Source organism: Bacteroidota bacterium (assembly GCA_016720935.1).
Lineage (GTDB): Bacteria > Bacteroidota > Bacteroidia > AKYH767-A > 2013-40CM-41-45 > JADKJP01.
The window spans coordinates 922,100-945,795 of record JADKJP010000007.1 but is presented as its reverse complement, the minus strand read 5'-3'; the positions used below and the strand labels follow the sequence as shown (position 1 = coordinate 945,795).

The following is a 23,696-nucleotide window of genomic DNA, read 5'->3' as shown; positions in this document are numbered from 1 at the left end:
TATATGCCTTGGTTTATTCCACGAACACAGTTGGATACGGTTGAACAAATTCCGTTTTTGCAGCAAGTAGAAAATAATCCCAATAGAAATTATTGGTTGAAAGGTTTTGCGGGTAGTGGTAAATCAGTTTTACTACTCCATTGTTTAATTGATGAAAAAGGAGAAACCCAAGCACAAACGCAATCATTGTTCTTTACACACATTCTTTGATTGACATGATTGAAGAAGGTATTCCGCAAGAGTATGGAAACACTCCAGTAGTTACTTTTTACAAGTTCAGGCAGATGCACCAAACTTTTGATTTGATTTTGGTTGACGAGATACAAGATATTCCAGAGCATGATTTAATTGAGATAAACTCAAAGCGTTCTGTTAATGGTAGAGTAATCGTTGCTGGTGACATTAACCAATCAATTTGGGACCATTCAACACCAAGTGAAACGATAATCACTACAATCAATTCTACTCAATACAACTTAAATAGAATTTACAGATTGAGCAGAAGAATCAGAACTATCACTGCTGATTTTTGCGAGGACAGGCAAGCGTATTTAGCAGCACAAGTAATGGACTTCAACACGAATGTTCCAGTGACACTTGTAAAAGCTGACAATATGGAGCAAGAGCATAAATGGTTATGGTTAGCAGCCAAGCAATACGCACAAGCAGGTTATGTTCCATCAATCCTAATCGCAAAACATGAATACATTGTTCCTTTCTTCAATGCAATTCTTAGGTTGGAGAACAAGCCACCTTTGTCTAATGAAATGGCAAACCCGAGAGATAAAAATTACAGTCCGATAAATTCTCACTTCAGAAATAACAATATCAATGTTCAGTATTTAGGAAACAAGTTCGGTTCATTTGAAGAAGCACACTCAAGAAACTTAGTTACTATAATGACATTTCACAGTTCCAAAGGACTTGACTACAAAACTGTTTTCATTCCCTTTCTAAATCCAGGATATGAAATTTGGAGAGACCCAATTTCAAGAGCAAGAACTTTATTTTTTGTTGCGTTGACACGAAGCAGAGAGCAATTACTTCTTTCTTATTCGGGAAATACAAAACACCCATTTCTTTCGCAAGCATTCGTAAACGAATGCCAAACAAAAAATGCGATTGAAGAAATAAACAGAATTCAAAACCCGTTGGGCGGTGTCAACAACGGTGACGATGTTGTAGTAATATAAATAACAAAAAGAATGATTGCCATAGCAACTAACATATACGATTTTACAAATTGGCTGAAATACGGAACAAGAACCGTTTCAAAGGAAATGCTAATTGAGCTATCTGATAGAAACCAAAAAAGCGAAACCCTTTTAGAGAAAGTAGGTTTGTTTGAGGAGGATTTTGAAATTTTCTTTTGTGTTTTAAACGAAACATTTCTTTATCTAACCGACACTATTTTTCCTGTTACAGTTTATCAAATCACAGAGATAAAACCTTTATCCGAAAAGGTTATTCCAATTCTTAAACAGAAGTTAGGGGATTTCAAAATCTCCACTCCTATTGACAAAGTTCTTTATGACAACCTTCATAGTGAGAAACTAAAAAAAATTTCGTTTGACGGACTGAATTGCATCCAAGAATCCTTTACGCTTTTTGCAACTCCTGAAAATCAAAATATTTTTCAGTCACTAATTGAAGCCAAAGCAAAAATATTTTTTGAAACCTCAAATGACAAAGACAGTTGGTTTGATTTTCTTATTTCCTACGAAAGAGCCAAACCATATCCAGTTGCAGACATTGGTTTTCTCTATGATGTTGGAGCTATTTACAGAGAACGGTTTAACATCACCGATGATGATATTGCCAATCGTGAGCTTCTGAAAACGCAAGACCCTGACAAGTATGATCTCATTTCTCATATTGTGGAACTTTCAAAATATTTGCAAACGGCAAATCAAGAAAGTCCATTTTCTTCATTCCTTAAATTTTATGAAACTTCTGAACTGCTGAAAGTATTCAACAAAGAACTTCATCAAAAGAAATCCCCGAAACGCTGAATCACATTCTACTTTATGCTTTCTTTTTCAAATTTAGAAAACTGATAAGGGACACTCATGATTTGACCGATAGTAAATTCACTTCTCAGGTAGAAAGATTTATCAGAGGTTCAAAAGAAGAAGCAACCATTTCTTTATTGATGTGCGGACTAATGTTTGGATCTTTAAAACTCAAAGAACTTTATTACACAAGTAAAATATTTACAATCAGTGATGTTTCAAGCTACACTTTTGAAACACCACTAATACAACCGAAACTATTAGAAAAGAAAGAGCAAACACAAAAATCAAAACCAGAAACTAAAGTTTCTGACAATGGCTCTGAAACTTTTGATGAAAATACTATTTTTAAAATAAATGTAGTAATCGGAAGTTTACATAAAACTTTGAAAACAAAAATCACGAAAGCATTTGATGAAGCATTGCAACCCCAAAATGAATTGACTTCTGATAAAAAAACATATTTCATCAATTGCTTAAACACGATTGTAAACGACAAAAAGAACCAGAGCAAGAAAAATTCACTTACAACAGAAATAGTTGACAAGATTATAGATGCAATTCAATCAATATAAATCATTTTGCGTTACAATTTATTAACCAAACATCGTTATCCTGTAACTTCTGGAGGAGATTTCTTGATTGCTTGAAAGAAATTGGATATCTCCTTATGTTCAAAAAGTATGGGTATGCTTTTATTTTCGATTCCCAAAAACAAAGAATTAGAAATCAATTATTAAGTCCGGAAACAAGAATTTACCCAATGAGCTTTTTGGTTTCAACCACCACTTGGAAAGCTTGAATATGGTGTCCCTATTATTACTCAAAGAGGATTAGAATCATTCCTCTCGGTTTTTCCCTTAAAAAACAATAAAATTGAGCGACCTTTCGCTGTTATGATTCCAATGACTGACAGGCCACTCGAGGAAAATATTAGCAAAATTAAACTTTCCTTCAATCAGTCAAGTACACTTAAAATTGAAATGTCGAAACTTAATGACGATTATCTTTCCTCGCCTGAAGCAATAATTCATACTTTAAAATGGATTCAGAATCATCAAAATTAAAGATAATTTGAAATGAGAATTTGCAAAAATTGTAACGAACAAATTGAAGAAGATTCTAAATACTGCAAATATTGTGGGAACAATGTTGGGGATAAGTCTATAGATATTAATTTCATTCTTGAGAATCATAGATTATTCATAAAATTATTACAAATCCATTATCCATTTGTAGAATATGAACTTGAGTCCTATTCGGACAAATTGCAATGGGGAAGTGAAATTATTGAATATCAAAAATCGCCTGGTTTGTCATCTAATGAAAATATAGAATGGAGTGATTTACTAATTGAACAATATTCGCATAAAATTAATTTTAATGATTTCCTTGAAAATAAAAAAATATTTGGGACTATAGGAAAATCTTGAAATTTAAAGATTATTTCGATTTTAAGGATTTACAACTGAAAGTATTTGATTTCGAATCTATAAAATGGTCGGATGAATTATTTTTAATGTTAAAACCGAATATTAATAAAAGTAGTTTTAGCCTTTCACAACACTTAAATTGGTCTGTTGAATTTATTAAAAAAAATCAAGGTTTAGTTGATTGGAATTATTTAAGTAGAAATAAGCACGTGCCATGGAGTTTGAAATTGATAGATAAGTTTAAGAAAGATATTAATTGGCGTGCATTAGCAACAAACCCAGGTGTAATATGGGACATTGAACTGTACAATCGGTTTAAAGACAAAGTGCCATTCATTTCCGATTTTTTTGATAACGTCCCTGGTATCGATATAAATTTAAGTCATGACGCATTTGAAATGCTTCTTGAATCATCTTATTCCATTTCCTTATGGAGTGGTTTTAGTGCTAATAAAAACCTAAAATGGAGTCCGGAATTAATTAAAAGATTTGAAAATCATTGGAATTGGGATGTATTATGTTTTAATCCCGCTGTTCCATGGACAATAGAATTAATTAGAAAATATAAAAAGCGAATTAAATTTGACCAATTGTCAGGAAATGAATCTATCGTTTGGACTGTTGAAATTCTTGAAGAATTTGGAAAAAAGCTTCGGTGGAGTACAATTGAAAAATTAGAGGAAAGAAGGGGATTTACAATGATTTACTATGGTGTTGATAGTGGCTTAATTCAATCTTTGCCACTTGATTTCATTGAACATTGCTCTGAAAAATGGAATTGGAAATATTTGAGTAGAAATCCTAATATCAATTGGACGAAAAAATATTTCATAAACAATAAAAATAAATTATCATTAGGTTGCATTTACTCAAGTGTGCACTTTAAAAAAATATGGGATGCTTTATTTAAGGACAAAATTAATGCATCCAATTTGGGGAGTATATTAAAGGAAATAGATAAAATAGATCCTGTATGACCTCCCAGACCCGTGAAACTCTAATCTACCATGGCGATTAGCACTTCATGGCATCAGAACCACTGAGTATTTATCTTAACTCATTGAAGGAGCCGGTAAAATTTCTTCCACCCACGTCAGCATGCTGGCGTGGTTACTACGGGAACTGGGAAATTATTGGGGACAAGCTGCACCTGATTGGGTTGCAGGCGTATTTGGATGGGTACGTTATCGCTGGCGTCGAATATCTCTTCCCCGAAAAGTCAAAAGTATTCGCGTACTGGTTCACGGGGACGGTGAGGCTCCAAGTAGGTGAGTTGCTCCACTACGAACACGCTGGCTATTTTTCTGTTTATGAAAAGGATATATTTCTTGGTTTCGAGAATGGACGCTTGGTTGACACAAACGAAAGAATCAATGAGGTACCAACCGAAGATATAAGCTCCATAATGTACGAAGTGTCGCCGAACAACAAGGGAGCTTGGATCAAGGAGAGAGAGAAATTGCTTATGAACTTTTTACGCGTTAGAAAATAGGAGCGATTCACTTAGTTAGATTCTTAATGATCAATTTGATTAATCAAAACCAGACAACAATATAGATGAAATTTCAAATTGTTTCGTACAAAAGCAATCTGCCATGGCAAATCCAAGATGAGTTAAACTGCCAACTTTTTAATCAAAGTAAGGCAGACCTAATCCTGTTTCCAGGTTGGGCTTTTCAGGACACTAACCATATTGAGAATTTCAAAAATTCAATCACCAATAAGAAGACCTTTGGAATCATGGAGCTTCAAAGATTGAACAGTCGCAACATTACAAATTGCCTTTTTTCAGTACAAGGAGGCCAAATCCAGTATGCTTCATTGCAGTAAGGCCATCTTTTTTAGTTATGATAGTATTGCTTTAAGTATATCCGCTTTGTGATTGTAACTACTTCGATTAAAATTAGGATCTGTAAGCAATTGATGAATATCCTTATGCAAGTCATTTAATAATTGTCTCTCTTCAACTTGTTGGTCTGATTTCATAAGTTCTTTTGTAATAAATGTTTTACAAACTAGCCATGTTCTATCTTCTTGTAGCTCACCTAAAATCAAGCCATCTTTACTTATTGCCAAATTATATTCTCTACCTTCGCGGATAACAATTTTGCCAATGGAATAGCCGTTATTAATGAAAAAGTGTTTTACAATATCAAGAGGCTCAACAAGATTTAAATCCATCCGTTCCTTATACCGGGTAAATAAGTGACCATTATATATAGTCAAGTGCCCTTCTTCCTCTACCCTGTATACTCTTAAGCCTAGCCGTCCGTAGAAATAGATGAGACTGCAAATATTGATTGAGCTCATTCCTTTGTATTTATCATCGGATGGTGCTTTGCTAAGAATCAATAGCCATGTGTTTTTTCTCGCTGTTTTTATTTCAAATGATTTACTGTAATTGCTTGGTTTACTTACATTTCCTTTTCTTCTCTGATTGTTGTATGTGTTTGCGAGCCTGTTAATACTTTTTTTAACTGCTGTCCAATCTTTAAAAATTTCAGACATTATCTCTTTTGAATTCATTGTTGATTTACTCTTTATTTGTTGAAGAATCCTCACCATCGCCAACGTATCCAACCCACAATACCCCAACAAATTCTTCCTTATCCCCGGAATATCCGCATCCGGATTATACATCATCTCTTCAAACGCCAGGCTTGCCGAACTACCATCTCCAATTTCTAGATCATCATAGCTAAGTGCCGGAATCAAGGCAGGGAGGACATTTTTGATGGAGTAGGAGCCGTTCATTTCGGGCAAATAGTACATGCCTTGCTGAAATGGAACCATGAGGTCACGGAGCCGTTCGATAAGGTTTTCAAGGGCTATGCTGTGTTTTGGGAAGTCCCTGGCAAGGGCAGTGAGGATGCTTTTTTCAAAACTTTTATTATAGGTTAGGATGAGGCCGGGATTTTGGGTTTCAGCCAGGAGTTGTTCGATGAAGGGAAGTCGAGGGTCGCCACCCTTCGCATCTGCTAAGAATTCGAAGTGTTGTATTGTGGAATCGTGAGATTTCTGATAGTGTAGAGAGTATTGGAAGGGGATCTGCTGGTAAGATCTCGACTGGTCGTATAAAGGTATTGCCGACTGGAAAGTTTCGAAATCCAGGAAGTATAATGGGAAGGGTATTGTTGCAATAAATGCACGAATGGATTCTTTGTCTATGTGCCCCTTTTTATTGAGATGGCCGTCGACCTGAAGTTGTTGGTAGGTGGTCAATTCGATTTCTTCGCTGACTTCCTTGTAGTGAATAATGCCTTTGTTGTAGAGTTCAAATTTCTTGTTACTTCTCAGTCGGGCTATTGAAAAGACGGATACTTCCGGAATGTGTGACCAGCAGTAATCCATGAAATCACATTCGTAAGGGTCCGAACAATGTGGACCAATATCAACTTTTGGCTCTTGCTTTTTTGCAAGCATGGCTTTCAATTCGGAAATCGTCTTGCGAATAGACGCTTGCATTTCTATTACTTCTGTTTTTACCGATTCCTGATCGAACAATTCTTCGATCTTCAATTTTCCTTTCCGGATGTATTCAGTGTTCAGATGAACAATTGAAATGTCGGTAAGCGGTATCCCGGAATTCGTAATTACATGGTATTGCAATGCCGCATCCGTAATATGAATGTCCTTGACCTGTGTAGTGCTTTTTACTTCATAGGCTTTCCATTTACCCCGATCCTTTACCAGGATATCAATCGCTGCAAGCACTCCATCGAATTGGAATACGGCTTCGTATATGACCTTAGTGCCGGAAGCAATTAGTTCGGCGGTTTTTACCACTGCTTTCTGGTATTCATAAACGCTTTCCGGACTGGCATCAACTCCGCCGGGGAAGAGGTCGCGGGCAAGTATGCCAACATTTGTACCACGGTCAAAGATTGCTTGTTGACCGATGCTGACTTCTTCTTTCAGATCCGGCCGGAATTTGTAGAGGTACAATCTTTTCGGACATTGACTACCATATAGAAATGTTGATTTGGATAAAATGTGACGGGGTGGGAGGGTCATTGAAGAAAGATTTTAACTAAAATTTAAAATATGAATATAAGGATTTCCCGGTAAAAATAAATAAATGAGGATGTAAATAAATTACCGTTGTCATCTAAATACTCCTACTATATCTACAGTTTTAGAGCAAATTTATTTATTTCTCTTGAATACAATTTACCACGATTATTTGATAAATTTCGAAGAAAAATAATGAATGATGCGTATAATTTAATATTAAGCTTGACAATTGTTAGGTTATCCACAAGGTTAGTATATTTAAACACCAAGGTGCCGAGTTCCGCACAAAGTATCACAGATTTTTATCTGTGACTAACTCCTAATAACCCAATAACCTAATAACCCAATAACTTACCTCAAATGCCCTCAAATAAATCAGCCTTACTTCGATATAAGATCATCGACCGAAGGATTCGGAATAAATATAAACCATTTCCTGGTGTCGAAGATCTCCGCCAGGCATGTGAAGATGAATTGTTCAACAGTACCGGTGAACATGTTTCCCGGTCAACTATAGAAAAGACCTTCGTGCGATGCGGGAGGATGAAGTCTTGGGCTATTTAGCGCCAATTAAATTTGACAAGATCAAGGGTGGATATTTTTATGAAAATGCTGACTATTCTATTTCAGTATTACCCTTGAATGATGAGGAACTCAGAGCCATCCGCTTCGCTTCACAAATTTTGCATCAATTTAGGATTCACCTTTGTTTCGGGAGTTTCAGTCGGCGATACAAAAAATTTTCAGCAAGGTTTCCTTCGGAACTGATCCGGGACATTCCAATTTTGATCAGTTCGTTCAATTCGAGGCGGAGCCTGTGATTGGACAGGAAGATAATCTGCCCTTGCTACTACATGCGGTCCTTGAGCGAATCCCCGTACAATTCCGCTATCATCGTTATGTTGCAGATGGTAGCCGTGAACATTTGATTCATCCTTTGTTACTTCGGGAATACAGAAATCGATGGTATGTTGTCTCCTGGGTTCCGGCGCAAGACGAAGTGCTTTTATTCGGACTGGACAGGATGAGCGATATCATCCTTAGAAAAGGGAAGTTTCGCCGTCCTGCCGATTTTAACGCAGAAGAATATTTTCGCTATAGTATTGGAATAACAGCTATCAATGATGGAAAACCTGAGACTGTAGTACTTTCCTTTTCTCCTATGCAGGGAAATTACATTCGATCTAAACCTATGCATAAATCCCAAAAGATACTGAAGGATGATGACAAGGAATTCAGAATTGAATTAAAGGTTCAAATCACCTACGAATTAATTAATGCTATTCTTGGTTATGCCGGTGAAGTGACTGTCCTCAAGCCTGCATCACTGGTGAAATCAATTCGTTCCTCCTTGCAGAACACCCTTAAAAAATACAGCAACAGCTCCCGACGTAAATAGGCTACGTTTCAGGTTTGGATCTTTGGTAGATGAAAAGATTCATTTCTCCGGTAGTCCGTGGAGCCAACACGCTTCTGCATTTCCAGTTTCTGGCCATTTTCTTCCAGTTTTTTCCGGCAGAACAAATTTTCATGCCGCTACTTACTATTACCTGAGTAATTCAGTAGTTCCTTCGAAGAAGATTATTTACGGTGTTGGTCGTGATGAGTTGTTTGAGGCATTGATTCGTGAGTACAAAATTGATTTAAGCACTGTCATTCGTCATGATTCCTATGGAAGTGATTTTACATACATTATCCAGGCTTATATTCCGATAAAAGAAATCTGGTTGTGCATTTTCGTCCAGAAGAGAGGATGTAGAAATTTTATATCATCCGGGTGTAAGCGAGAAAGTTCTCCGGGACTTGATGGGTTTCCTCATTCAATTTGAAAATAAGCCGAATTATGGAAATGTTTATCTGGTAACACAAAATGGAAGTTCCCTGGTATTGGATGATTTTTCGATACAAAATCCTAAAATTGATTTTGAGCTTCATTACAATGACGATTTCAATAAGGTTCATGAAATTATTCTCAATGGACTTACGATTCAGAGACAAAAGGACTAATTCTTTTGCATGGGATTCCGGGTTCAGGAAAACCACCTATTTGCGTCATCTTATTGTGAATACAGAACGTCGGTTTATCTATATGCCTTCCGAGCTTGCGCATCTTATTGCTGAACCTTCGTTCCTCAATTTCATTTCCGGGTATCCTGACTCTGTTTTATTGATTGAGGATGCAGAAGAAATTCTTGCCCCACGTAGTGGAAAAGGAAATTCCGCTATAGGGAATTTGTTAAATCTCGGAGATGGACTCCTCAGCGACTGCTTAAAGATCCAGGTCATCTGTACGTTCAATGCGCCATTAACCCGTATTGATCCTGCCTTGCTCCGTAAAGGACGTATCATCGCGAATTACGAATTCAAAGCCCTCGAAACATTGAAAGCAAACCGACTGATTGCCTCAACAGGCAGAACGAAATCCTATACGCATCCAGTTTCACTGGCAGAAATCTTCCACAGCGAAGAAGAAGATTTTTCCTCCAATGGAAGCAGGACCATTGGTTTCGGTATTGCTTCTTAAAAACAAGTATTTGTACACCCTCCATGAATTCTCTATTCATACCCAACACATCCAATCCAAATTCATCAATCATCAATCATCAATCATCAATCACAATCTACAATCTACAATCTACAATCTACAATCCTCAATCCTCAATTCCTCCCCATGCCCTCAACCCTCGACCCCACTCAGTGTTGTAAAATTTGCAATAAACCTGTTCCGCCTTCAACGCGATATCCTAATCGTGTTTGTGAGGAGTGTACAACCCACACCACTGACATAACTGGTCGACCTGTCTGCTTCGAAAATTCGGATTCTGATGGTGGTTTGGTTGGAGTTTATACAGATACCAATGAAAGTTATCCCTTAAAAGTTTGTTACATCAGCGGTATATTGTGTAAAGTAGAAGAAGTAAGGTTTGGCGGAGTAGCGATTGAAGTAGTGAATACGAATAAAACAACGAATTCTATTTGATTCAGGTCATGGCTCAACTTTTAGAGGGAAAATAAACTGAGTGTGTTCTGGACAGGATTTTGTCCTCAGTGTGCATTGAGACAACATCAGGGAAGAATGCGTCTCAATTCAAGCGATTTCTTTGAATGTGAGTCCTGTCGTTTACAGATTATCCTTGCAGTTCCCGGTTTTACTTGCCACCATCCTGAATTTTCGCGGTTCAGCAAAGTACCGCCGCAGACCTGATTACGCTGATATGGAATTGAGGAGTGAAATATTTTGTCCTCAGACGAAGGAAAAGTTTCCGTTCACAGATTTCGGATTATTTAAAAGCGGAGAGGAAGTTCAGGAGTATATTTGTAATTCAATTTTAAAGGATTGAATATGGATCTTTCGTTTTATATGGAAATTAAGAATAAGTACGGTCCCAAGGCAAGCTGGGCTGTTTGGAATCCCATCGATCCGACAGATACTTCTGTGATCGAGATAAATGATACAATTCGACTGCATTTAAAAACAGATTTTGTCATCGTTGGGCTGAATATTTCTAAGGGCATTCATGATAAGGAGTGCTGGTCGAATTTTCATTCAGGAAGTACCGGTGATAAACGATTAATGAGTGTATTTAATGAAAGTGATAAAAAGTATCATGGGGCATATATGACTGATCTTCTGTGCAATGCTGCCGGTGCAAATTCAAATGAAATATTCAAGCAATATTTAAAAATCAGGAATTCTGATGAGGCAAATGCTTTGAAAGCCAGAAGAGATGAATTTGTTTCAGAGTTGAGTTTTATCAAAGTCAAAAATGAAACAACTTTTATTTTGCTTGGAAGTATTGTTCATGATTATTTTGATCTGTTCACGGATTTCCAATATCCTAACAAAATATACCTACCGCACTTCTCGCAATTTACCGGAAAAGATGGTATCTCTGACTGGAGAGAATACGCTAAAAAGGAATGGAATGGAATTGGGTAATATTTACAGAATCAAAATTCAATTATCTCAAGAATTTAAAAACCCTAACCGATACCTTATACATCATACCTAATACCTTTTAAAACATGTCAAAACGAATCGAAGAAATCCGCAAATCCACTGGAAAACTCATTGGAACAATTTATGAAGATTCCGATGGTACACAATGTATCCGGAATCAAAATGGAATCCTGCTGGGTAAATACAATCCCAAGGAAAAAGTAACACGAAATCGTCTTGGAATTGCTGTGGCACGTGGTGGCAATGCCCTGACAAGTTTTTTGGATGGTTTATGAAATAATGAATATGATTGAGAAATGGGAAAATGAAAATAAAACATCAAAACTCATCTGTTTTGAACAAAGCTTCAACTCAATTGATTACTGACGATTTAACAAATAGGCTATTACTGGCAGATTGTCTACCGGAAAAGTTTCCCGATTTTTTTGATGGTTTGTCAGCAGTGCTCCAAAAATGTGAATTGGAATTTACTCTTCTTCCAAACTGCAAGGATATCTGGGCCCGAGATTACATGCCGGTTCAAATAAGTGAAAATACATTTATTCAATTCAAATATAAACCTGATTACCTGAGGACGAAAAAAGGATTGAAAACCATTTCGGATGTGGATAGTATTTGCGATGCATTTCAAATTGAAAGAAGTAAAAGCAACCTAATCCTTGACGGAGGCAATGTGGTAAGGACTGAGGATGCAGTACTGATGTGTGATAAAGTCTTTTCTGAAAATCCTCGTTTTGAACGCAAAATACTTGAGCAAATGTTAAGAGAGCTCTTCGAAGTAGAGAAGCTTTGGTTTCTTCCGCATCAGCCAGGAGATTTCACCGGTCATGCCGACGGTATGGTCCGTTTCCTGGATAAAAATACTCTGTTGATCAATGATTACTCCTGGGAATCTAAAGCATTTCAAAAGTCTTTGATTCTGCTATAGAATCCACCGGGCTGGATACTATTAAAATTCCATACAACCCATACGGAAACAAAATCAATGACCAGGCAAATGGTATTTACATCAATTACCTTCAAATGCAAAATACGCTGATCATTCCTGTTTATGGCTTACCGGAAGACGAGCAGGCAGTTTGTCTGTTTGAACAACTCTTCAAGGGTCAAAAGATTGAAACCCTCGATTGTAATGAAATTGCGGAGGAGGGAGGGGGTGTTGAATTGTATTAGTTGGACAAGGTTTAAAAGTGGAGATTGAAAACGTGAAATAAATTTACTAAATTTGATTTTTGTGAACTTTGTATTGAGTTGTTATTCACCAGCATATCATAAAATTAATTATTTTATTCTTTAACCAAATTATTATGCCGAGACACAAATTTGAACACGTTCCATTTGACGAAGGTAGAATGCATACACATCATGCAATTCTAGAACAATTGCCTTATAACCCAAAAGTATTGATTATTGGTACCTTTAATCCTGCGAGTGAAAACAACGTCGCTGATTTTTTCTATGGGAGAAATTACTTCTGGCGCGTATTCGAAAATCTCGTTAATGGAAATGCCCTTCTCAATGGAAGACGAGATGATCATGATATGATACCGACATTACCCAGGATAATAGAAATTTGTAAACAGATGAAATTATCCTTTGCGGACTTGATTCTTGGGAATGATAATTTACAGATTGATGATTTTGAAGATGCGACTTTGAATGATTTTGGTTTGGATGGGCAGCTAGAGGATAATGTAAATAATATTGTTAAATACATTAATTTAAAAGAAACCATTCAGCACGTGTACTTCACTACAAAATGTCCACAGCTTGCTTGGATATGGAATCTTTGGACACAAGTTCAAAATGGTGTAAACAGGGATGTGAATTTTGGGTCAATAGTGACTCCGAGTGGGCAGGGTGGCTTTCAGAATTTTCCAGAAATGCACAGAGCGGCAACTATTGCCAGATATTGGATTTGGGTCAATAACCCTGCTAAGCCAGATGTTCAATGGGATGGTTATGTTCATTTTGATCACGAATGGTTAATAGAATGCGGTGTTGATCCAAATCTTTTTAGAGCCGGTACAGTAGGAATTTAATTCAGTATATTCATTATGATGCATATTTAAATACGTGAAGTCTGATGATGTCTGATTCTTAGTTTTATTTAATCAATAATATTGCATATCTAATTTCAAAAAACCATGAAATTTCTTGTCTTAGAAGAAGACGACCTTGATCGAATGATTTTCTTGCGCTCAGCCATATCCATCAACAAGGACCATGAAGTGCAATTCGCAAAAAATGAGACCGAGTTGATTAAAGCGTTAAGAGAAAGCGGTGGCGACATTGTCTTTATCAGCGCCAATGTAGGAAATGAACAAGATGTGCTGAGAACGATTCATTCGGTCAGGATTATGCGAGAGAAAATTCCGATCATTCTTAATTCGATTGGTGTCGAAAATACTTCCGTCGTGAAGTTCATGAAGGCCGGTGCAACGGATCTCATCTCTAAGAGCCATTTTTCGCCTGCTGTACTTGAGAATGCAATTGCGGGACTTTGAACTTATTTTTGAGGTTTCTAAATCAATTAGTGCCGAGACATATCTGAAATCACGAAAATAAAAGATGAAAAACCGGTATTGTCTAGAGCATTTCAGCATGAGCTAATGGTGATGGAAGTGTCAAGATATCTTGTATAGATGAATAAAAACGTGATGCAACTGCGATTGGTGAACATTCTCTATATTTTGTGGGTTTGTGAAATTGAGAGATGTTAATGATACTTTTGTGTAGAATATTATCCGATCGTATAGTTTGTAATATTTAACAGTTTTTATAACTCCATGAAACATATAATTAAGTTATTATTTATTATAGTTAGCCTTTTTTGCTATTCTTATTCATCAGGGCAAACTTATAATACTTTCAATAGATATTATGGAACGAGTGGGTATTCGGATATTAATTCGATAGCACGATTATCTTCTGGATGTTACCTTGTTGCAAGTTCTGCAATGCAACAGTTTGGTACTGGACAATCATATCGTTCATCTTTCCTAAAAGTCAATTCAAGAGGAGATAGTGTAGCTTACAAATTAATCGGAGACACTATTTCGCCTACATTTTTTAGGAAACATTGAATCTTGTCGTGATGGTGGCGCAATTATTTTGGGTCAATTAAATTCACTTCAAAGCAATTCAGAATTTATTTATTTAGTTAAGACGAACAATTTGGGTGATACTCTGTGGACTCGTATTCTTGGAGATACGATACATGATTGGCAGGGTATGCAATTGAGGCAAATGATGGGGGATTTATATTGGCATACAGTGCTTGTGATAGTTCTACTTCTCAAGTGGATTCAAGTGCTTTTGTTGGATTATTGAAATTGGCTCCATCTGGAAATACAATTTGGAATAAAACATACAATTTCCGTGGCGCGACGTTTGGAATTGCTCAAAGTTCTGATACGGGATATGTGCTGTCAATCGGAACATCTGGAATTTCAGGGCCAAGCATATTGATGGAAGTGAATTTTAGTGGAGATTCTCTCTGGTCAAAACAGTATTCGATTGCCAGTCTACACAACATTCAGGTCGGAAAGGACGGTAGTATTTTCGGTATTTGTGGATCTGGAATAATCACATCAATTTTCAAGGCGAATGGTCAAGGTGACAGCTTATGGATTCGGGATTTTCAAAATATTGGCAGTGGAAGCGGTGGTGATTTTGTAATTACAAGCGATAGTGGAGTCGCAGTTGTTGGTGGAGTAGTGGATATAAATCAGGAATACGGAATCTTAATCAAGTTAAATCGAAACGGGGACACACTTTGGAGTGTAAGGGATTATGGATTAGGTAAAACGAATTTCAGTCTATACAAGAATCTTTGGACGGGCAATTGGTTGTATCGGGCTTTTCTGTTGATACTGTTTCAAACACAATTTATACGTCGGTTCAGAAATATAGAAATAGACAGAATATTGTTCGCGGAAGACTTATGTTGATCTCGATAACTCCTGCTCATACAATACAGGTGATTTACTCTTGAAAAATGTACTGGTTAAAGCTGATCCCGGACCGTATTACGCAATGAGTGACAGCGCAGGTAATTATTTGATTTATCTTGATTCCGGTAGCTTTTCTGTAAGCTGTTTTCCCCAGATTTAATTTGGGATATTTCATGTCAGCAAACCTATAACATTGTGTTTGTTAACCACACTGACAGTTCCGTCAATAAGAATTTCAATTTTGTTGCTAACTACTATTGTCCAAAGCTTTGGAACGCTATCTCAACAGTGGGAACAAGAAAATGTAGCTATTCTACATTCACAGTAGATTATTGTAATCTGGGGAATGCTACCTCAGGACAGTGTCTGGATTGAGGTTGACTTCGGTCCCCATTTAGTACCCAATACGAGTACCCTTCCCTGGTATGCAAATATTGGAAGTAAATACTATTTCGCAGTTGGAACCCTGAGTTTCAGAGAATGTGGCCAATTTAATGTTAGCGCACTTGTTGATTGTCAAGCGGCATTCGGCTCGAGCTGTTGTGTTACATCCAGAATATTACCGGATACATCTTGTATTCAACCAGATTCATCATTTGACTATCGACAAGTTCTACTCATCGGTGAATGTCTGGGTGATTCATTGCTCTTTACTATAAAAAATACTCACCCTTCTGCTTATTATCAGGAGGGGCTTTATTACCTCTACGAAAATAATGTCTTGGTTCTCATCGATACATTTAGGGTGGCTTCCAGTGATAGTATGTTGATCCATTATCCATCCAATGGCAGTACGATTCGTTTACACCTATTCTACATGCGGTTCCCAAATACGAATATGTTTGAAGGTGCTGAAGTGACTATTGAAGGGTGCGGAACCAATCCTGTTTATGGTCAGGTTGGGCAATTTCAAATAACACTGGTCAGCTTAACTTTTCGGAGGTTTGTTCGGTAATCAGTTCCTCACTTGATCCAAATGACAAGAGAGTGTCTCCAAGTGGATTAGGTTCAAATCATCTGACATCAAGATCTGATGAATTAGAGTATACGATAAGATTTCAAAATACCGGAAATGCACCAGCTTACACTGTAATGATAAGAGATACGCTTTCTGATAAGCTTGATATAACTTCTTTTAGAAACGGACAGTCGTCTCATCCATGCTCGTTCAATATGTATGGGTCAGGAATTGCAGAATGGGTTTTCAACGACATTGTTTTACCTGACAGCACTACAAATGAGCCTGATAGTCATGGTTACGTTACGTTCAGGATAAATCAAAAAGTAGGGAATTTGCCTGGTTCAGTTATTTCTAATACTTCTCAAATATATTTTGATTTCAACGAACCGGTAGTTACAAACACAACTGAAAACACAGTCTGTGATACTGTAGTATCTGACTTCACTTATGTGGATAATGGAGGTCAAGTCCAATTCTTCAATGCAAGTTCCAATGCACACATTTACTATTGGAATTTCGGAGACGGTTCGGCAGATACTGCAATTAACCCCGTACATCAGTACTTTCAGAATGGAACATACGATGTTTGCCTTGTTTCAAATAGTGATTGTGAACGGGATGTGTCATGCGATCAGATCAATGTAACTACGGTTGGAATTAAAAATGATTATTTGAATTCGGGATTTGCAATTTCCCCGAATCCGGCTTCCGGTTTTGTTAATATCACTTCTGATCAGAAGTGTGAGTCTAGATTGTTGGTGGTTAGAAATATTTATGGACAAGAATTGAATCGATATTTATATCGGAATGAACGAATATTAATACCTCTTAATGAATATATTGTAGGAGTGTATATAATTGAAATCACTTCGGGTTTAAATGTATCTCAGATAAAAATTTTGAAGGAATAATTATTGAATTTAGCAAGGTTAATGTTCAATCTTTGTCTATTTATTGAAAGTTGAATTGTGTCATCTTGATGGTAGCCGATAATATTAAATAATTGAAACATGGCAATTCTAAAAGAAGTAACATCATTCCAGGACTTCAAAGTCCAGATTGTAACATCTTCACCCGACCTTTGTGTTTATGTTACTAAAATGAAATCAGAGGCTGATCACAGCGACTGTATCTGGTATTTTGATAACTCATTTCCAAAGAAAAAGGTGAAATTCGTAACAAGCTTCCCTGATGTCAAAATTCAGTACGTGAATTCAAAGAGTTCCGCGGGATGGAAGAATAAGTCACATAAACTTCAAAATCGGATTGGTTAATATGGGGGCAGACAACTAAAACTGAAAAGCTAGAAAACCTCTTCGAAAGATGGGAACGTTCAATTCCAGGATACAAGGGTAAATTTGTTAAAGACGGAATCCTGAACGAGTCCCTTTATGACCGGGCTCCGGTAAAGATCCTTTACCTGATGAAAGAGCCGAACAATCCTGAACAAAAGCCGGGAGATTTTCGTGAATGGTGGAAGGATGAAATTGGGTATCAATTCACATATCGCCTGGCTGAATGGAGTTATGGCATCCTTAATAATTTTCCACCCTATGATGATGTCTGGACTGATGTAAAAGCTACCCATCAAGCGCTGTTGCATACATCATTAATGAATATCAAGAAAATTGGTGGTGCCGGAAGTTCAAAATACTCAGAGATTGACTCACATCTCATCAAATGCCATGATTATTTGAAGGAACAGATAGAAATCACAGACCCCGAAATAATAATTCTCGGCATGTCCTTTTGGACGGATTTAAGAGATAAGCTTTTCCAGATGCAAAATCGTCAAGCTCTGGATGTGCGATTGAAATAGGGAACTTCCAAAAACCGAAGGTGATTGATTATTATCATCCTTCTTCGAGAACGCCACCGGCAGCTGCTTACAGCCTTTTGCAGAACGTTATTAAATCTGAAAAATTCCAGTTGTTATAGGAGAAACTAATGAATTTATTGGTTGCCTACAATTTCCAATTCTTGTTACTTTTCCCCTTTATCCTATCTTTCGGTTTTAGATGTCGACCGACGAGTTTTTGTTCATAACCCATTGTTAAATAGTAAAATCCATGAGTGTTTCAGCAGCCTTGCACTATGCAATCAAGGTTAAAATGATTCGTTACGAAACAAAGGACAAGATCGATTTTATTGTTGACGAAAAACTGTTTGAAAATGAGAATCCGATAATTGCAAGAGAAGAAGCTTTTAGTCATGTACTACTATCTCATTAGTAAATGCGTAAATACAAATGCTATCTAATTTGTATTTAGCTCTTGCCTGAAAACTATCCATCACCTCCTTGGTTCGATTATCTTCAGCGACGTTAATTCTACTCACTTTATTTTGTGACCATAGATAAAGTGGGAAAAAGAAGAAAAGGGTCAAAAAGTAGGTTGACAACTTTGCCATATTTGGGATGTATCAATTGGACTTTAGGTAATGTAAATATAATACGTAGGACGGTTTGAGCTCATTTTTTGTTTGTTTTGAAACACAATTTCTGATAGCATTCACTTATATTTTAAGCATCTATTTAGAAGGCACTTGTTCAAAATTTCATGGTGTAATTGAAGCATCCGGAGTTTATATAGGCCTCATTAAAACGACAAAAATTCAGGTTTGAATTGCAGCCCTTTGTCAGAAAATTTTAAAACCTGATTCTAAATGTTTTTGCGATTTACCAACATCTGGTACTCGGCGACACATTTTGGCGCCGTGGCTCGCTATCTTTGTACGACAAATAATCTTCTCCCTTACATGCAAGTATCAACAATAAAGCCCCTCAATGAGGTGGAGGGCAATGCTGCCCCAGGCTCCGAATTCTTGTCGATCAAGGTACAAGCGATGAATGTCTTCGATGACCGGTCAACATTTATCAGCTGTTACCGTGTCTTCTATTCCTATTTTGGGGTGATTCCGAGCATTAAATACATGCACGGCGCTGATCATAAAAAATTGATAGCATGGGTCGAAAGTACTTACAAAGGAAGGATCACGGCGAGACACACCAAGGAAAAGTTTGATAAGCGCAGCGGCAAAGTTATTCCAATTAATTTCATATATCTTTTTAATGACGGCCTCCTTCTCGACACGGAAAATGACGGCTCGGTGGCCGTGCTTTTCAGCGGAGAAAAGGAACAGGCAGCGCAAGAACTTTGCACGCATTTGCGCCAGTTCTGCAAGAGGCGGAATACCACCCACGATGTCAGCGTCCTCATCGATGACGGCATGGGCTTCCGCTGTGTGGACATCAGGAACAAGAAGCCTAAACTCAGCCTTGAACTCAATTACAACGACGACCTGGCGCCCTTGCATCGCGAGATCGTTAAGCAGTTGAACAAGAAGGAGGGGAGCGGCCTCGTCCTCTTCCACGGTACGCCAGGGACGGGAAAATCCACCTATATCCGTTTCCTTGTGCATTGTGTACGCAAGCGGGTGATCTTTCTGCCTTCAAGAGTAGCCGGCAACCTGGATTCACCTTCCATGATGGGTTTCCTTATCGATAATAAGGATTCAATCCTTGTTATTGAGGACGCAGAGGATTTGATCAAGTCCCGCGACAGTCACAATGAATCCGGGATCTCCATGCTGCTGAACCTTACGGATGGCATCCTCGGCGAGAGCCTGGGCATACAGGTGATCTGTACGTTCAATACGAAAATCAGCAATGTCGATAGCGCCCTGTTGCGCAAAGGCAGGCTCATCGCGGCGTACGAGTTCAATGCGCTGGATGCGATGAAGTCGGGGCGCTTGCTTGAAAGGCTGGGTGTGGCAGATCATCCGGTGTCCGGCGCGATGACATTGGCCGAGATCTACAATACCCGAGAGAATTTTACGAATAACCTGGTGGAGGTCAAAAGGCCCATTGGCTTCCAGGTGGGTCAGGATGCAGCGGCCTGAAATCAGAAACGGAAAAACTCAGCTCTTGTAATTCACCAATGCTTTTTCGAATTGTTCCGTCATTTCGGTCCTCAGTTTATTGGGCGACAGAACAGTGAGCGTACTGCCAAAGGAAAGTAATTCCTTGACCAGGTCAAAAGTGATGTACATGGTAAGACGAATACGGTATTCTTCTTTGGAATCCACGAGGACTTCCTGGGAGTCGTGGAGGCGAAGGGAGCGGACGTATTTGCCCTCTTCGGGATCAAAGGAAAGGACGATCTCGACGGGTTTGCTCTTTTCATCGGTCATGATCCCGAATGAATACCTGAACATCTCCTCTACATTGAGTTCTTTGGGATACCTGAATTTTTCACGGGTCGTCTCTGCGTCAGAGATCCTGTCCATGCCGAAGGTTTTTACTTTTCCGTCTTTCCTGTCCAGGGCCAGCAGGTACCAGCGGTGGTGGCTTTCCTTCAGGGCATAAGGCTCCACCACTCTTTCCGTGAAGCCGTCTTGCCAGAATTTCTCGTGTTTGAAACGAACGAGGAGGCGATTGTGGATGGCATGGAGGAATAGGTAAAAGTTGCCTGTACCGGCAGGTGTCCTTTTTTCATAGAAGATATACTTCGACTTGTGTTTTGCCCTGTAGAGCAGATCGAAATGATCGAAGGTCTCCAGCATGCGGGAACGGAGGGTGTCACCTTCCTCTTCCGTGATGTAATAATTGTTGCGGTTGTTGGTACGGATGTCAATGTTGAAAATGGTACGGATATCGTTCAGGTCACGCTGGAAGGTGCGCTTGGAGAGTTCGAATTCCTCCCCGCTGATCTCGTTCTGATTTGAAACCATCTTTTTTATATCTTCGAAAGACGCCTCCCCGGAACGGAGTTTCTGTATGATGGCGATGTAGCGAAGGAAGAAGCGACGTTTGGTATTGGACATGTGTTGTTTGTATTTTCAAGCGGGTTCACAAATATAATCGTGGTTTACGAATGTCCATTCCATAAAATGAAAGTTCAGAAAAGACCTTGTGTCCGAACCGTTCATCAGCCCGATCCTGTAGCTCCATTCACTCGAATTGTCAGACGGAAGGATTAGACCTTCAAATGTTGCTCCTTTCGATTCTTCATGGTTCAGGAAAAAGGCATCGAGTTCTTTGTTTATGTCCTTGAATAGTTCGTCACGGTTCTCGAAAAATAACTCCAGGAATGCAACCTGATAAGCCGACAAATCCACTTCACTCAACCCGGAATAAACGAAACTTTTGGTATTTATCCGTACCTCTTTTTCCCGTTCCAACAGATCAGGAAGAATTTGCTGAACTCTTTGTTCGAGGGTTGTTTTGAAAGTTGACATTTGCTTTTAAAAATTGAAAACTAGCGTCAGCGTTAAATAACCATAATCGACTTAGGTAATAATCATTAATCTAAAGAAAATTTCAGTTAACTATTTTCCAGAGATTATATATTGTGGTTGCCACTTCAACAGGCTTGAATTTGTAAAAGGATGGGTGGTAACCATTATAAATAACTTGTTCTCTGCACTTATATGCCTTACGATCGTCAGTAAGATTAAATATTTGCCGATCAAACAAACCAGAGTCGAGAGTTAGAGCATGCCAAGTTACCAAGCCACCACAAATAATTATTTGCGGATTTATAAGTTGTATTTGTTGAGAAAGAAATTCCTTATTGAATCGCGAATGATCTCGAATTATACTATCGTTACTTGTGGTTTCGCCAGATGTTTTTTTAACTTCAACTATCGCTATTTTGAAAATGATTCTTTTAAGGTGCCGAGGCTCAAGTTATTTGTATTTTCAACAGACGGGACAACTCCATTTGCTATCGTTTCGTGAATGCAATAGGAGACTTTAGAAATCTGCAGGTTAGTTTTGGAGTCGTTAAATTTGTCGGGATTCCCCATTATTTTGCAAGTGTCACATCCGTCCATGCCATAAGTCTCTTTAAGTATGAATAGAATTTTTAAACTTAACTGATTCCATATTTCAGGAACAATTGGTCTGTCAAGTGCAAATCCTATGCCTTCATTATCATCAGGAGATTTATGGTCTGGAGCATACTCTATATCATTTCTTTTTTTATTTGCATCAAGGATGTTTTGGTATTTTTTCAGATCGAGCACAGTTTTAGGAATTAGATTAGTTATTCAAATAGGTGAAATAATTGGCAACACAAATATACTCTTTCCTGACGACAAAATATGTCGCAAAGAAATCGATGATGTAAATAAAAAGTCTCAGGAATTTTCCTGTGACTTTTTATTTACAAACTTTTCATCGTAACAATCCAGTACGAGCTTTAGTTTGGCGCAGACCCTGTACCATGCCGGTTCGTCCTTCGACTCAAAGTGCTTAATGGTATTCAGGATGAAAGTTCGACCGGGCCGACGGTACTCTTTGCTATTACAGAACGTGACGATTGTCCCGTCGTCTTCAAATAGGTTCGGTCCGTACTTCTTTAACAGCAGTAAGTTGTGGAAGTGGGCATCTTCATAATCCTTTCCTGCCTTCTTTAGCTCTCCGAGCAGCTTGTCCCTCGGTTGATTTTCCAAATGGTTCGTGGTACCCATTGCGTTCTATTTTAGAGGTAGAATCAGTATGAATGGTTCAATTGAACGAGGGTTATTAAATACGAATACAAAAGTAGGTAAGTGAGCGACAAAAGGTGTCGTAGTGTGGAAAAATATGTAGTATGAAAATTGACTTCCTGAAAATATATATACCTTTGTTCATTAGTCTATTTTATGCTTTACTACAGGTAAATAACCTGAAAAAAGTGATGTTAAAAATACGTGCCTATGAAAAACACTATCGAAAAATTTATTGCCGATATTTATTCTAATTTAAATGAAAAATGTGAATATTTTTGGCCCACTAAAAAAGGAGGTTTTCCTCATGAGAATAATATTTCACTTTCTATTGCAGAAATTGCATCAAAATGGAAACTGAAAGTTTATTCTGAATGTAATATGAATGAATCCGGAGCCAGACGTGATTTGATTTTGGTATGTGAGGAAAATAAATGGACGTGCCAGGTTGAAGTTAAGTTTCAACAAAACTGGGATAGTTACGAAGAAGATTTTTGGAGAGTATCAGTAAAGGATGATTTTTTCACTTTTTTGAAATCCGATCATAGACAAACTCAGTTACAGTTGGATGACTTTTCAAGATACGGGTTATTTATTGCTGGTGGCAAAGATCAGCTCTATAACTGGTGGAACAATCCAACGCAAATGCAGTATGAATGGCTTCAATCTTGGTTTAACGATTTTCCTGATGGAAAAATTATGAAAGGAATTTGGCCGAAGCAATTGGAAAGTAGAAAGTTTGGTTTAGTATACTATTTAATTTCTGTTACAGAGGAAAATACTGTAGAGTGGATTAATAATCTTTAAATTCTAAAGGTTCTTTTATGCATACTAGTCCATCATTTATTTTGGAGACAGAGTTAAAGT

General features: G+C 37.8%; 29 protein-coding genes. 25 read left to right on the top strand and 4 right to left on the bottom strand.

Annotated features, from left to right (window positions below):
• Positions 1 to 3: 3 nt before the first annotated feature.
• The 7 genes from IPP86_17980 (at position 4) to IPP86_17950 (ending at position 4,937) form a co-directional block, all read left to right on the top strand.
• Complete coding sequence (locus tag IPP86_17980; GenBank protein MBL0140392.1) at positions 4 to 210, top strand: hypothetical protein; 207 nt, start codon at positions 4 to 6, stop codon at positions 208 to 210.
• A gap of 5 nt (positions 211 to 215) precedes the next feature.
• Positions 216 to 1,193: a hypothetical protein gene (locus tag IPP86_17975; protein MBL0140391.1), complete on the top strand. Its 978-nt coding sequence runs from the start codon at positions 216 to 218 to the stop codon at positions 1,191 to 1,193.
• Positions 1,194 to 1,205: 12 nt separating this feature from the next.
• Positions 1,206 to 2,012, top strand: a complete 807-nt coding sequence (locus IPP86_17970) for a hypothetical protein (protein MBL0140390.1) — start codon at positions 1,206 to 1,208, stop codon at positions 2,010 to 2,012.
• A 62-nt stretch (positions 2,013 to 2,074) separates the two neighbouring features.
• Positions 2,075 to 2,587 (top strand): hypothetical protein, encoded by a 513-nt coding sequence (locus IPP86_17965; protein ID MBL0140389.1) that lies wholly within the window; start codon positions 2,075 to 2,077, stop codon positions 2,585 to 2,587.
• Between the two features lie 504 nt (positions 2,588 to 3,091).
• The gene (locus IPP86_17960; protein MBL0140388.1) at positions 3,092 to 3,445 is read left to right on the top strand and encodes a hypothetical protein; all 354 of its coding nucleotides are present in this window, start codon (positions 3,092 to 3,094) and stop codon (positions 3,443 to 3,445) included.
• On the top strand, positions 3,442 to 4,422 hold the full coding sequence (locus tag IPP86_17955; GenBank protein ID MBL0140387.1) for a hypothetical protein: 981 nt from the start codon (positions 3,442 to 3,444) through the stop codon (positions 4,420 to 4,422). The genes IPP86_17960 and IPP86_17955 overlap by 4 nt, the downstream gene beginning before the upstream one ends.
• A 47-nt stretch (positions 4,423 to 4,469) precedes the next feature.
• Complete coding sequence (locus IPP86_17950; protein ID MBL0140386.1) at positions 4,470 to 4,937, top strand: hypothetical protein; 468 nt, start codon at positions 4,470 to 4,472, stop codon at positions 4,935 to 4,937.
• A gap of 353 nt (positions 4,938 to 5,290) precedes the next feature.
• Here IPP86_17950 and IPP86_17945 read toward each other — a convergent pair whose 3' ends face one another.
• Complete coding sequence (locus IPP86_17945; protein MBL0140385.1) at positions 5,291 to 7,459, bottom strand: DUF2779 domain-containing protein; 2,169 nt, start codon at positions 7,457 to 7,459, stop codon at positions 5,291 to 5,293.
• Between the two features lie 706 nt (positions 7,460 to 8,165).
• Between IPP86_17945 and IPP86_17940 the strand changes: the two genes are divergently transcribed.
• The 17 genes from IPP86_17940 (at position 8,166) to IPP86_17860 (ending at position 20,237) form a co-directional block, all read left to right on the top strand.
• Positions 8,166 to 8,858, top strand: a complete 693-nt coding sequence (locus IPP86_17940) for a WYL domain-containing protein (protein ID MBL0140384.1) — start codon at positions 8,166 to 8,168, stop codon at positions 8,856 to 8,858.
• Between the two features lie 22 nt (positions 8,859 to 8,880).
• A complete protein-coding gene (locus IPP86_17935) occupies positions 8,881 to 9,288 on the top strand; it encodes a hypothetical protein (protein MBL0140383.1) in 408 nt (135 codons plus the stop codon).
• Between the two features lie 131 nt (positions 9,289 to 9,419).
• The gene (locus IPP86_17930) at positions 9,420 to 9,983 is read left to right on the top strand and encodes a hypothetical protein (protein MBL0140382.1); all 564 of its coding nucleotides are present in this window, start codon (positions 9,420 to 9,422) and stop codon (positions 9,981 to 9,983) included.
• 147 nt (positions 9,984 to 10,130) lie between these two features.
• Positions 10,131 to 10,439 carry a hypothetical protein gene (locus IPP86_17925; GenBank protein MBL0140381.1) on the top strand — a complete coding sequence of 103 codons (309 nt, stop codon included), beginning with the start codon at positions 10,131 to 10,133 and terminating at the stop codon, positions 10,437 to 10,439.
• A 381-nt stretch (positions 10,440 to 10,820) separates the two neighbouring features.
• Complete coding sequence (locus IPP86_17920) at positions 10,821 to 11,399, top strand: hypothetical protein (protein ID MBL0140380.1); 579 nt, start codon at positions 10,821 to 10,823, stop codon at positions 11,397 to 11,399.
• Between the two features lie 86 nt (positions 11,400 to 11,485).
• Entirely contained in the window at positions 11,486 to 11,695 is a 210-nt protein-coding gene (locus tag IPP86_17915; protein MBL0140379.1) for a hypothetical protein, read from the top strand.
• 29 nt (positions 11,696 to 11,724) lie between these two features.
• Positions 11,725 to 12,348, top strand: coding sequence for an agmatine deiminase family protein (locus IPP86_17910; protein MBL0140378.1), 624 nt, complete (start codon positions 11,725 to 11,727; stop codon positions 12,346 to 12,348).
• Positions 12,321 to 12,593, top strand: a complete 273-nt coding sequence (locus IPP86_17905) for an agmatine deiminase family protein (GenBank protein ID MBL0140377.1) — start codon at positions 12,321 to 12,323, stop codon at positions 12,591 to 12,593. Before IPP86_17910 ends, IPP86_17905 begins: the two co-directional genes overlap by 28 nt.
• Positions 12,594 to 12,727: 134 nt before the next feature.
• Positions 12,728 to 13,462, top strand: coding sequence for a hypothetical protein (locus IPP86_17900; protein MBL0140376.1), 735 nt, complete (start codon positions 12,728 to 12,730; stop codon positions 13,460 to 13,462).
• A 105-nt stretch (positions 13,463 to 13,567) separates the two neighbouring features.
• Positions 13,568 to 13,927 (top strand): response regulator, encoded by a 360-nt coding sequence (locus IPP86_17895; protein ID MBL0140375.1) that lies wholly within the window; start codon positions 13,568 to 13,570, stop codon positions 13,925 to 13,927.
• A 717-nt stretch (positions 13,928 to 14,644) separates the two neighbouring features.
• On the top strand, positions 14,645 to 15,373 hold the full coding sequence (locus IPP86_17890; GenBank protein ID MBL0140374.1) for a hypothetical protein: 729 nt from the start codon (positions 14,645 to 14,647) through the stop codon (positions 15,371 to 15,373).
• Positions 15,374 to 15,722: 349 nt separating this feature from the next.
• The gene (locus tag IPP86_17885; protein MBL0140373.1) at positions 15,723 to 16,331 is read left to right on the top strand and encodes a hypothetical protein; all 609 of its coding nucleotides are present in this window, start codon (positions 15,723 to 15,725) and stop codon (positions 16,329 to 16,331) included.
• Positions 16,332 to 16,363: 32 nt separating this feature from the next.
• Entirely contained in the window at positions 16,364 to 17,248 is an 885-nt protein-coding gene (locus tag IPP86_17880) for a DUF11 domain-containing protein (protein MBL0140372.1), read from the top strand.
• A gap of 99 nt (positions 17,249 to 17,347) precedes the next feature.
• The gene (locus tag IPP86_17875; protein MBL0140371.1) at positions 17,348 to 17,611 is read left to right on the top strand and encodes a hypothetical protein; all 264 of its coding nucleotides are present in this window, start codon (positions 17,348 to 17,350) and stop codon (positions 17,609 to 17,611) included.
• 149 nt (positions 17,612 to 17,760) lie between these two features.
• A complete protein-coding gene (locus IPP86_17870; protein ID MBL0140370.1) occupies positions 17,761 to 18,156 on the top strand; it encodes a hypothetical protein in 396 nt (131 codons plus the stop codon).
• 250 nt (positions 18,157 to 18,406) lie between these two features.
• Positions 18,407 to 18,568 (top strand): hypothetical protein, encoded by a 162-nt coding sequence (locus IPP86_17865; protein MBL0140369.1) that lies wholly within the window; start codon positions 18,407 to 18,409, stop codon positions 18,566 to 18,568.
• Positions 18,569 to 19,094: 526 nt separating this feature from the next.
• Positions 19,095 to 20,237: an AAA family ATPase gene (locus IPP86_17860; protein ID MBL0140368.1), complete on the top strand. Its 1,143-nt coding sequence runs from the start codon at positions 19,095 to 19,097 to the stop codon at positions 20,235 to 20,237.
• 18 nt (positions 20,238 to 20,255) lie between these two features.
• On the opposite strand, the gene IPP86_17855 is transcribed toward IPP86_17860, so the two are convergent.
• From IPP86_17855 to IPP86_17845, 3 genes are all read right to left on the bottom strand, one after another.
• A complete protein-coding gene (locus IPP86_17855; protein MBL0140367.1) occupies positions 20,256 to 21,161 on the bottom strand; it encodes a WYL domain-containing protein in 906 nt (301 codons plus the stop codon).
• 15 nt (positions 21,162 to 21,176) lie between these two features.
• Positions 21,177 to 21,575 (bottom strand): hypothetical protein, encoded by a 399-nt coding sequence (locus IPP86_17850; protein ID MBL0140366.1) that lies wholly within the window; start codon positions 21,573 to 21,575, stop codon positions 21,177 to 21,179.
• Positions 21,576 to 21,986: 411 nt separating this feature from the next.
• Positions 21,987 to 22,364: a hypothetical protein gene (locus tag IPP86_17845; GenBank protein MBL0140365.1), complete on the bottom strand. Its 378-nt coding sequence runs from the start codon at positions 22,362 to 22,364 to the stop codon at positions 21,987 to 21,989.
• Positions 22,365 to 23,039: 675 nt separating this feature from the next.
• On the opposite strand from IPP86_17845, the gene IPP86_17840 reads away from it, so the two are divergent.
• Complete coding sequence (locus IPP86_17840) at positions 23,040 to 23,636, top strand: hypothetical protein (GenBank protein ID MBL0140364.1); 597 nt, start codon at positions 23,040 to 23,042, stop codon at positions 23,634 to 23,636.
• The last annotated feature ends 60 nt before the right edge of the window (positions 23,637 to 23,696 follow it).

Excerpts from the sequence above, each read along its gene's own strand:
- IPP86_17980 (MBL0140392.1), top strand. The coding sequence starts at position 4 with ATGCCTTGGTTTATTCCACGAACACAGTTGGATACGGTTGAACAAATT.
- IPP86_17975 (MBL0140391.1), top strand. The coding sequence starts at position 216 with ATGATTGAAGAAGGTATTCCGCAAGAGTATGGAAACACTCCAGTAGTT.
- IPP86_17970 (MBL0140390.1), top strand. The coding sequence starts at position 1,206 with ATGATTGCCATAGCAACTAACATATACGATTTTACAAATTGGCTGAAA.
- IPP86_17960 (MBL0140388.1), top strand. The coding sequence starts at position 3,092 with ATGAGAATTTGCAAAAATTGTAACGAACAAATTGAAGAAGATTCTAAA.
- IPP86_17950 (MBL0140386.1), top strand. The coding sequence starts at position 4,470 with ATGGCATCAGAACCACTGAGTATTTATCTTAACTCATTGAAGGAGCCG.
- IPP86_17945 (MBL0140385.1), bottom strand. The coding sequence starts at position 7,459 with ATGACCCTCCCACCCCGTCACATTTTATCCAAATCAACATTTCTATAT.
- IPP86_17930 (MBL0140382.1), top strand. The coding sequence starts at position 9,420 with ATGAAATTATTCTCAATGGACTTACGATTCAGAGACAAAAGGACTAAT.
- IPP86_17925 (MBL0140381.1), top strand. The coding sequence starts at position 10,131 with ATGCCCTCAACCCTCGACCCCACTCAGTGTTGTAAAATTTGCAATAAA.
- IPP86_17920 (MBL0140380.1), top strand. The coding sequence starts at position 10,821 with ATGGAAATTAAGAATAAGTACGGTCCCAAGGCAAGCTGGGCTGTTTGG.
- IPP86_17915 (MBL0140379.1), top strand. The coding sequence starts at position 11,486 with ATGTCAAAACGAATCGAAGAAATCCGCAAATCCACTGGAAAACTCATT.
- IPP86_17910 (MBL0140378.1), top strand. The coding sequence starts at position 11,725 with ATGAAAATAAAACATCAAAACTCATCTGTTTTGAACAAAGCTTCAACT.
- IPP86_17900 (MBL0140376.1), top strand. The coding sequence starts at position 12,728 with ATGCCGAGACACAAATTTGAACACGTTCCATTTGACGAAGGTAGAATG.
- IPP86_17895 (MBL0140375.1), top strand. The coding sequence starts at position 13,568 with ATGAAATTTCTTGTCTTAGAAGAAGACGACCTTGATCGAATGATTTTC.
- IPP86_17885 (MBL0140373.1), top strand. The coding sequence starts at position 15,723 with ATGCTACCTCAGGACAGTGTCTGGATTGAGGTTGACTTCGGTCCCCAT.
- IPP86_17875 (MBL0140371.1), top strand. The coding sequence starts at position 17,348 with ATGGCAATTCTAAAAGAAGTAACATCATTCCAGGACTTCAAAGTCCAG.
- IPP86_17870 (MBL0140370.1), top strand. The coding sequence starts at position 17,761 with ATGAAAGAGCCGAACAATCCTGAACAAAAGCCGGGAGATTTTCGTGAA.
- IPP86_17865 (MBL0140369.1), top strand. The coding sequence starts at position 18,407 with ATGAGTGTTTCAGCAGCCTTGCACTATGCAATCAAGGTTAAAATGATT.
- IPP86_17860 (MBL0140368.1), top strand. The coding sequence starts at position 19,095 with ATGCAAGTATCAACAATAAAGCCCCTCAATGAGGTGGAGGGCAATGCT.
- IPP86_17855 (MBL0140367.1), bottom strand. The coding sequence starts at position 21,161 with ATGTCCAATACCAAACGTCGCTTCTTCCTTCGCTACATCGCCATCATA.
- IPP86_17850 (MBL0140366.1), bottom strand. The coding sequence starts at position 21,575 with ATGTCAACTTTCAAAACAACCCTCGAACAAAGAGTTCAGCAAATTCTT.
- IPP86_17840 (MBL0140364.1), top strand. The coding sequence starts at position 23,040 with ATGAAAAACACTATCGAAAAATTTATTGCCGATATTTATTCTAATTTA.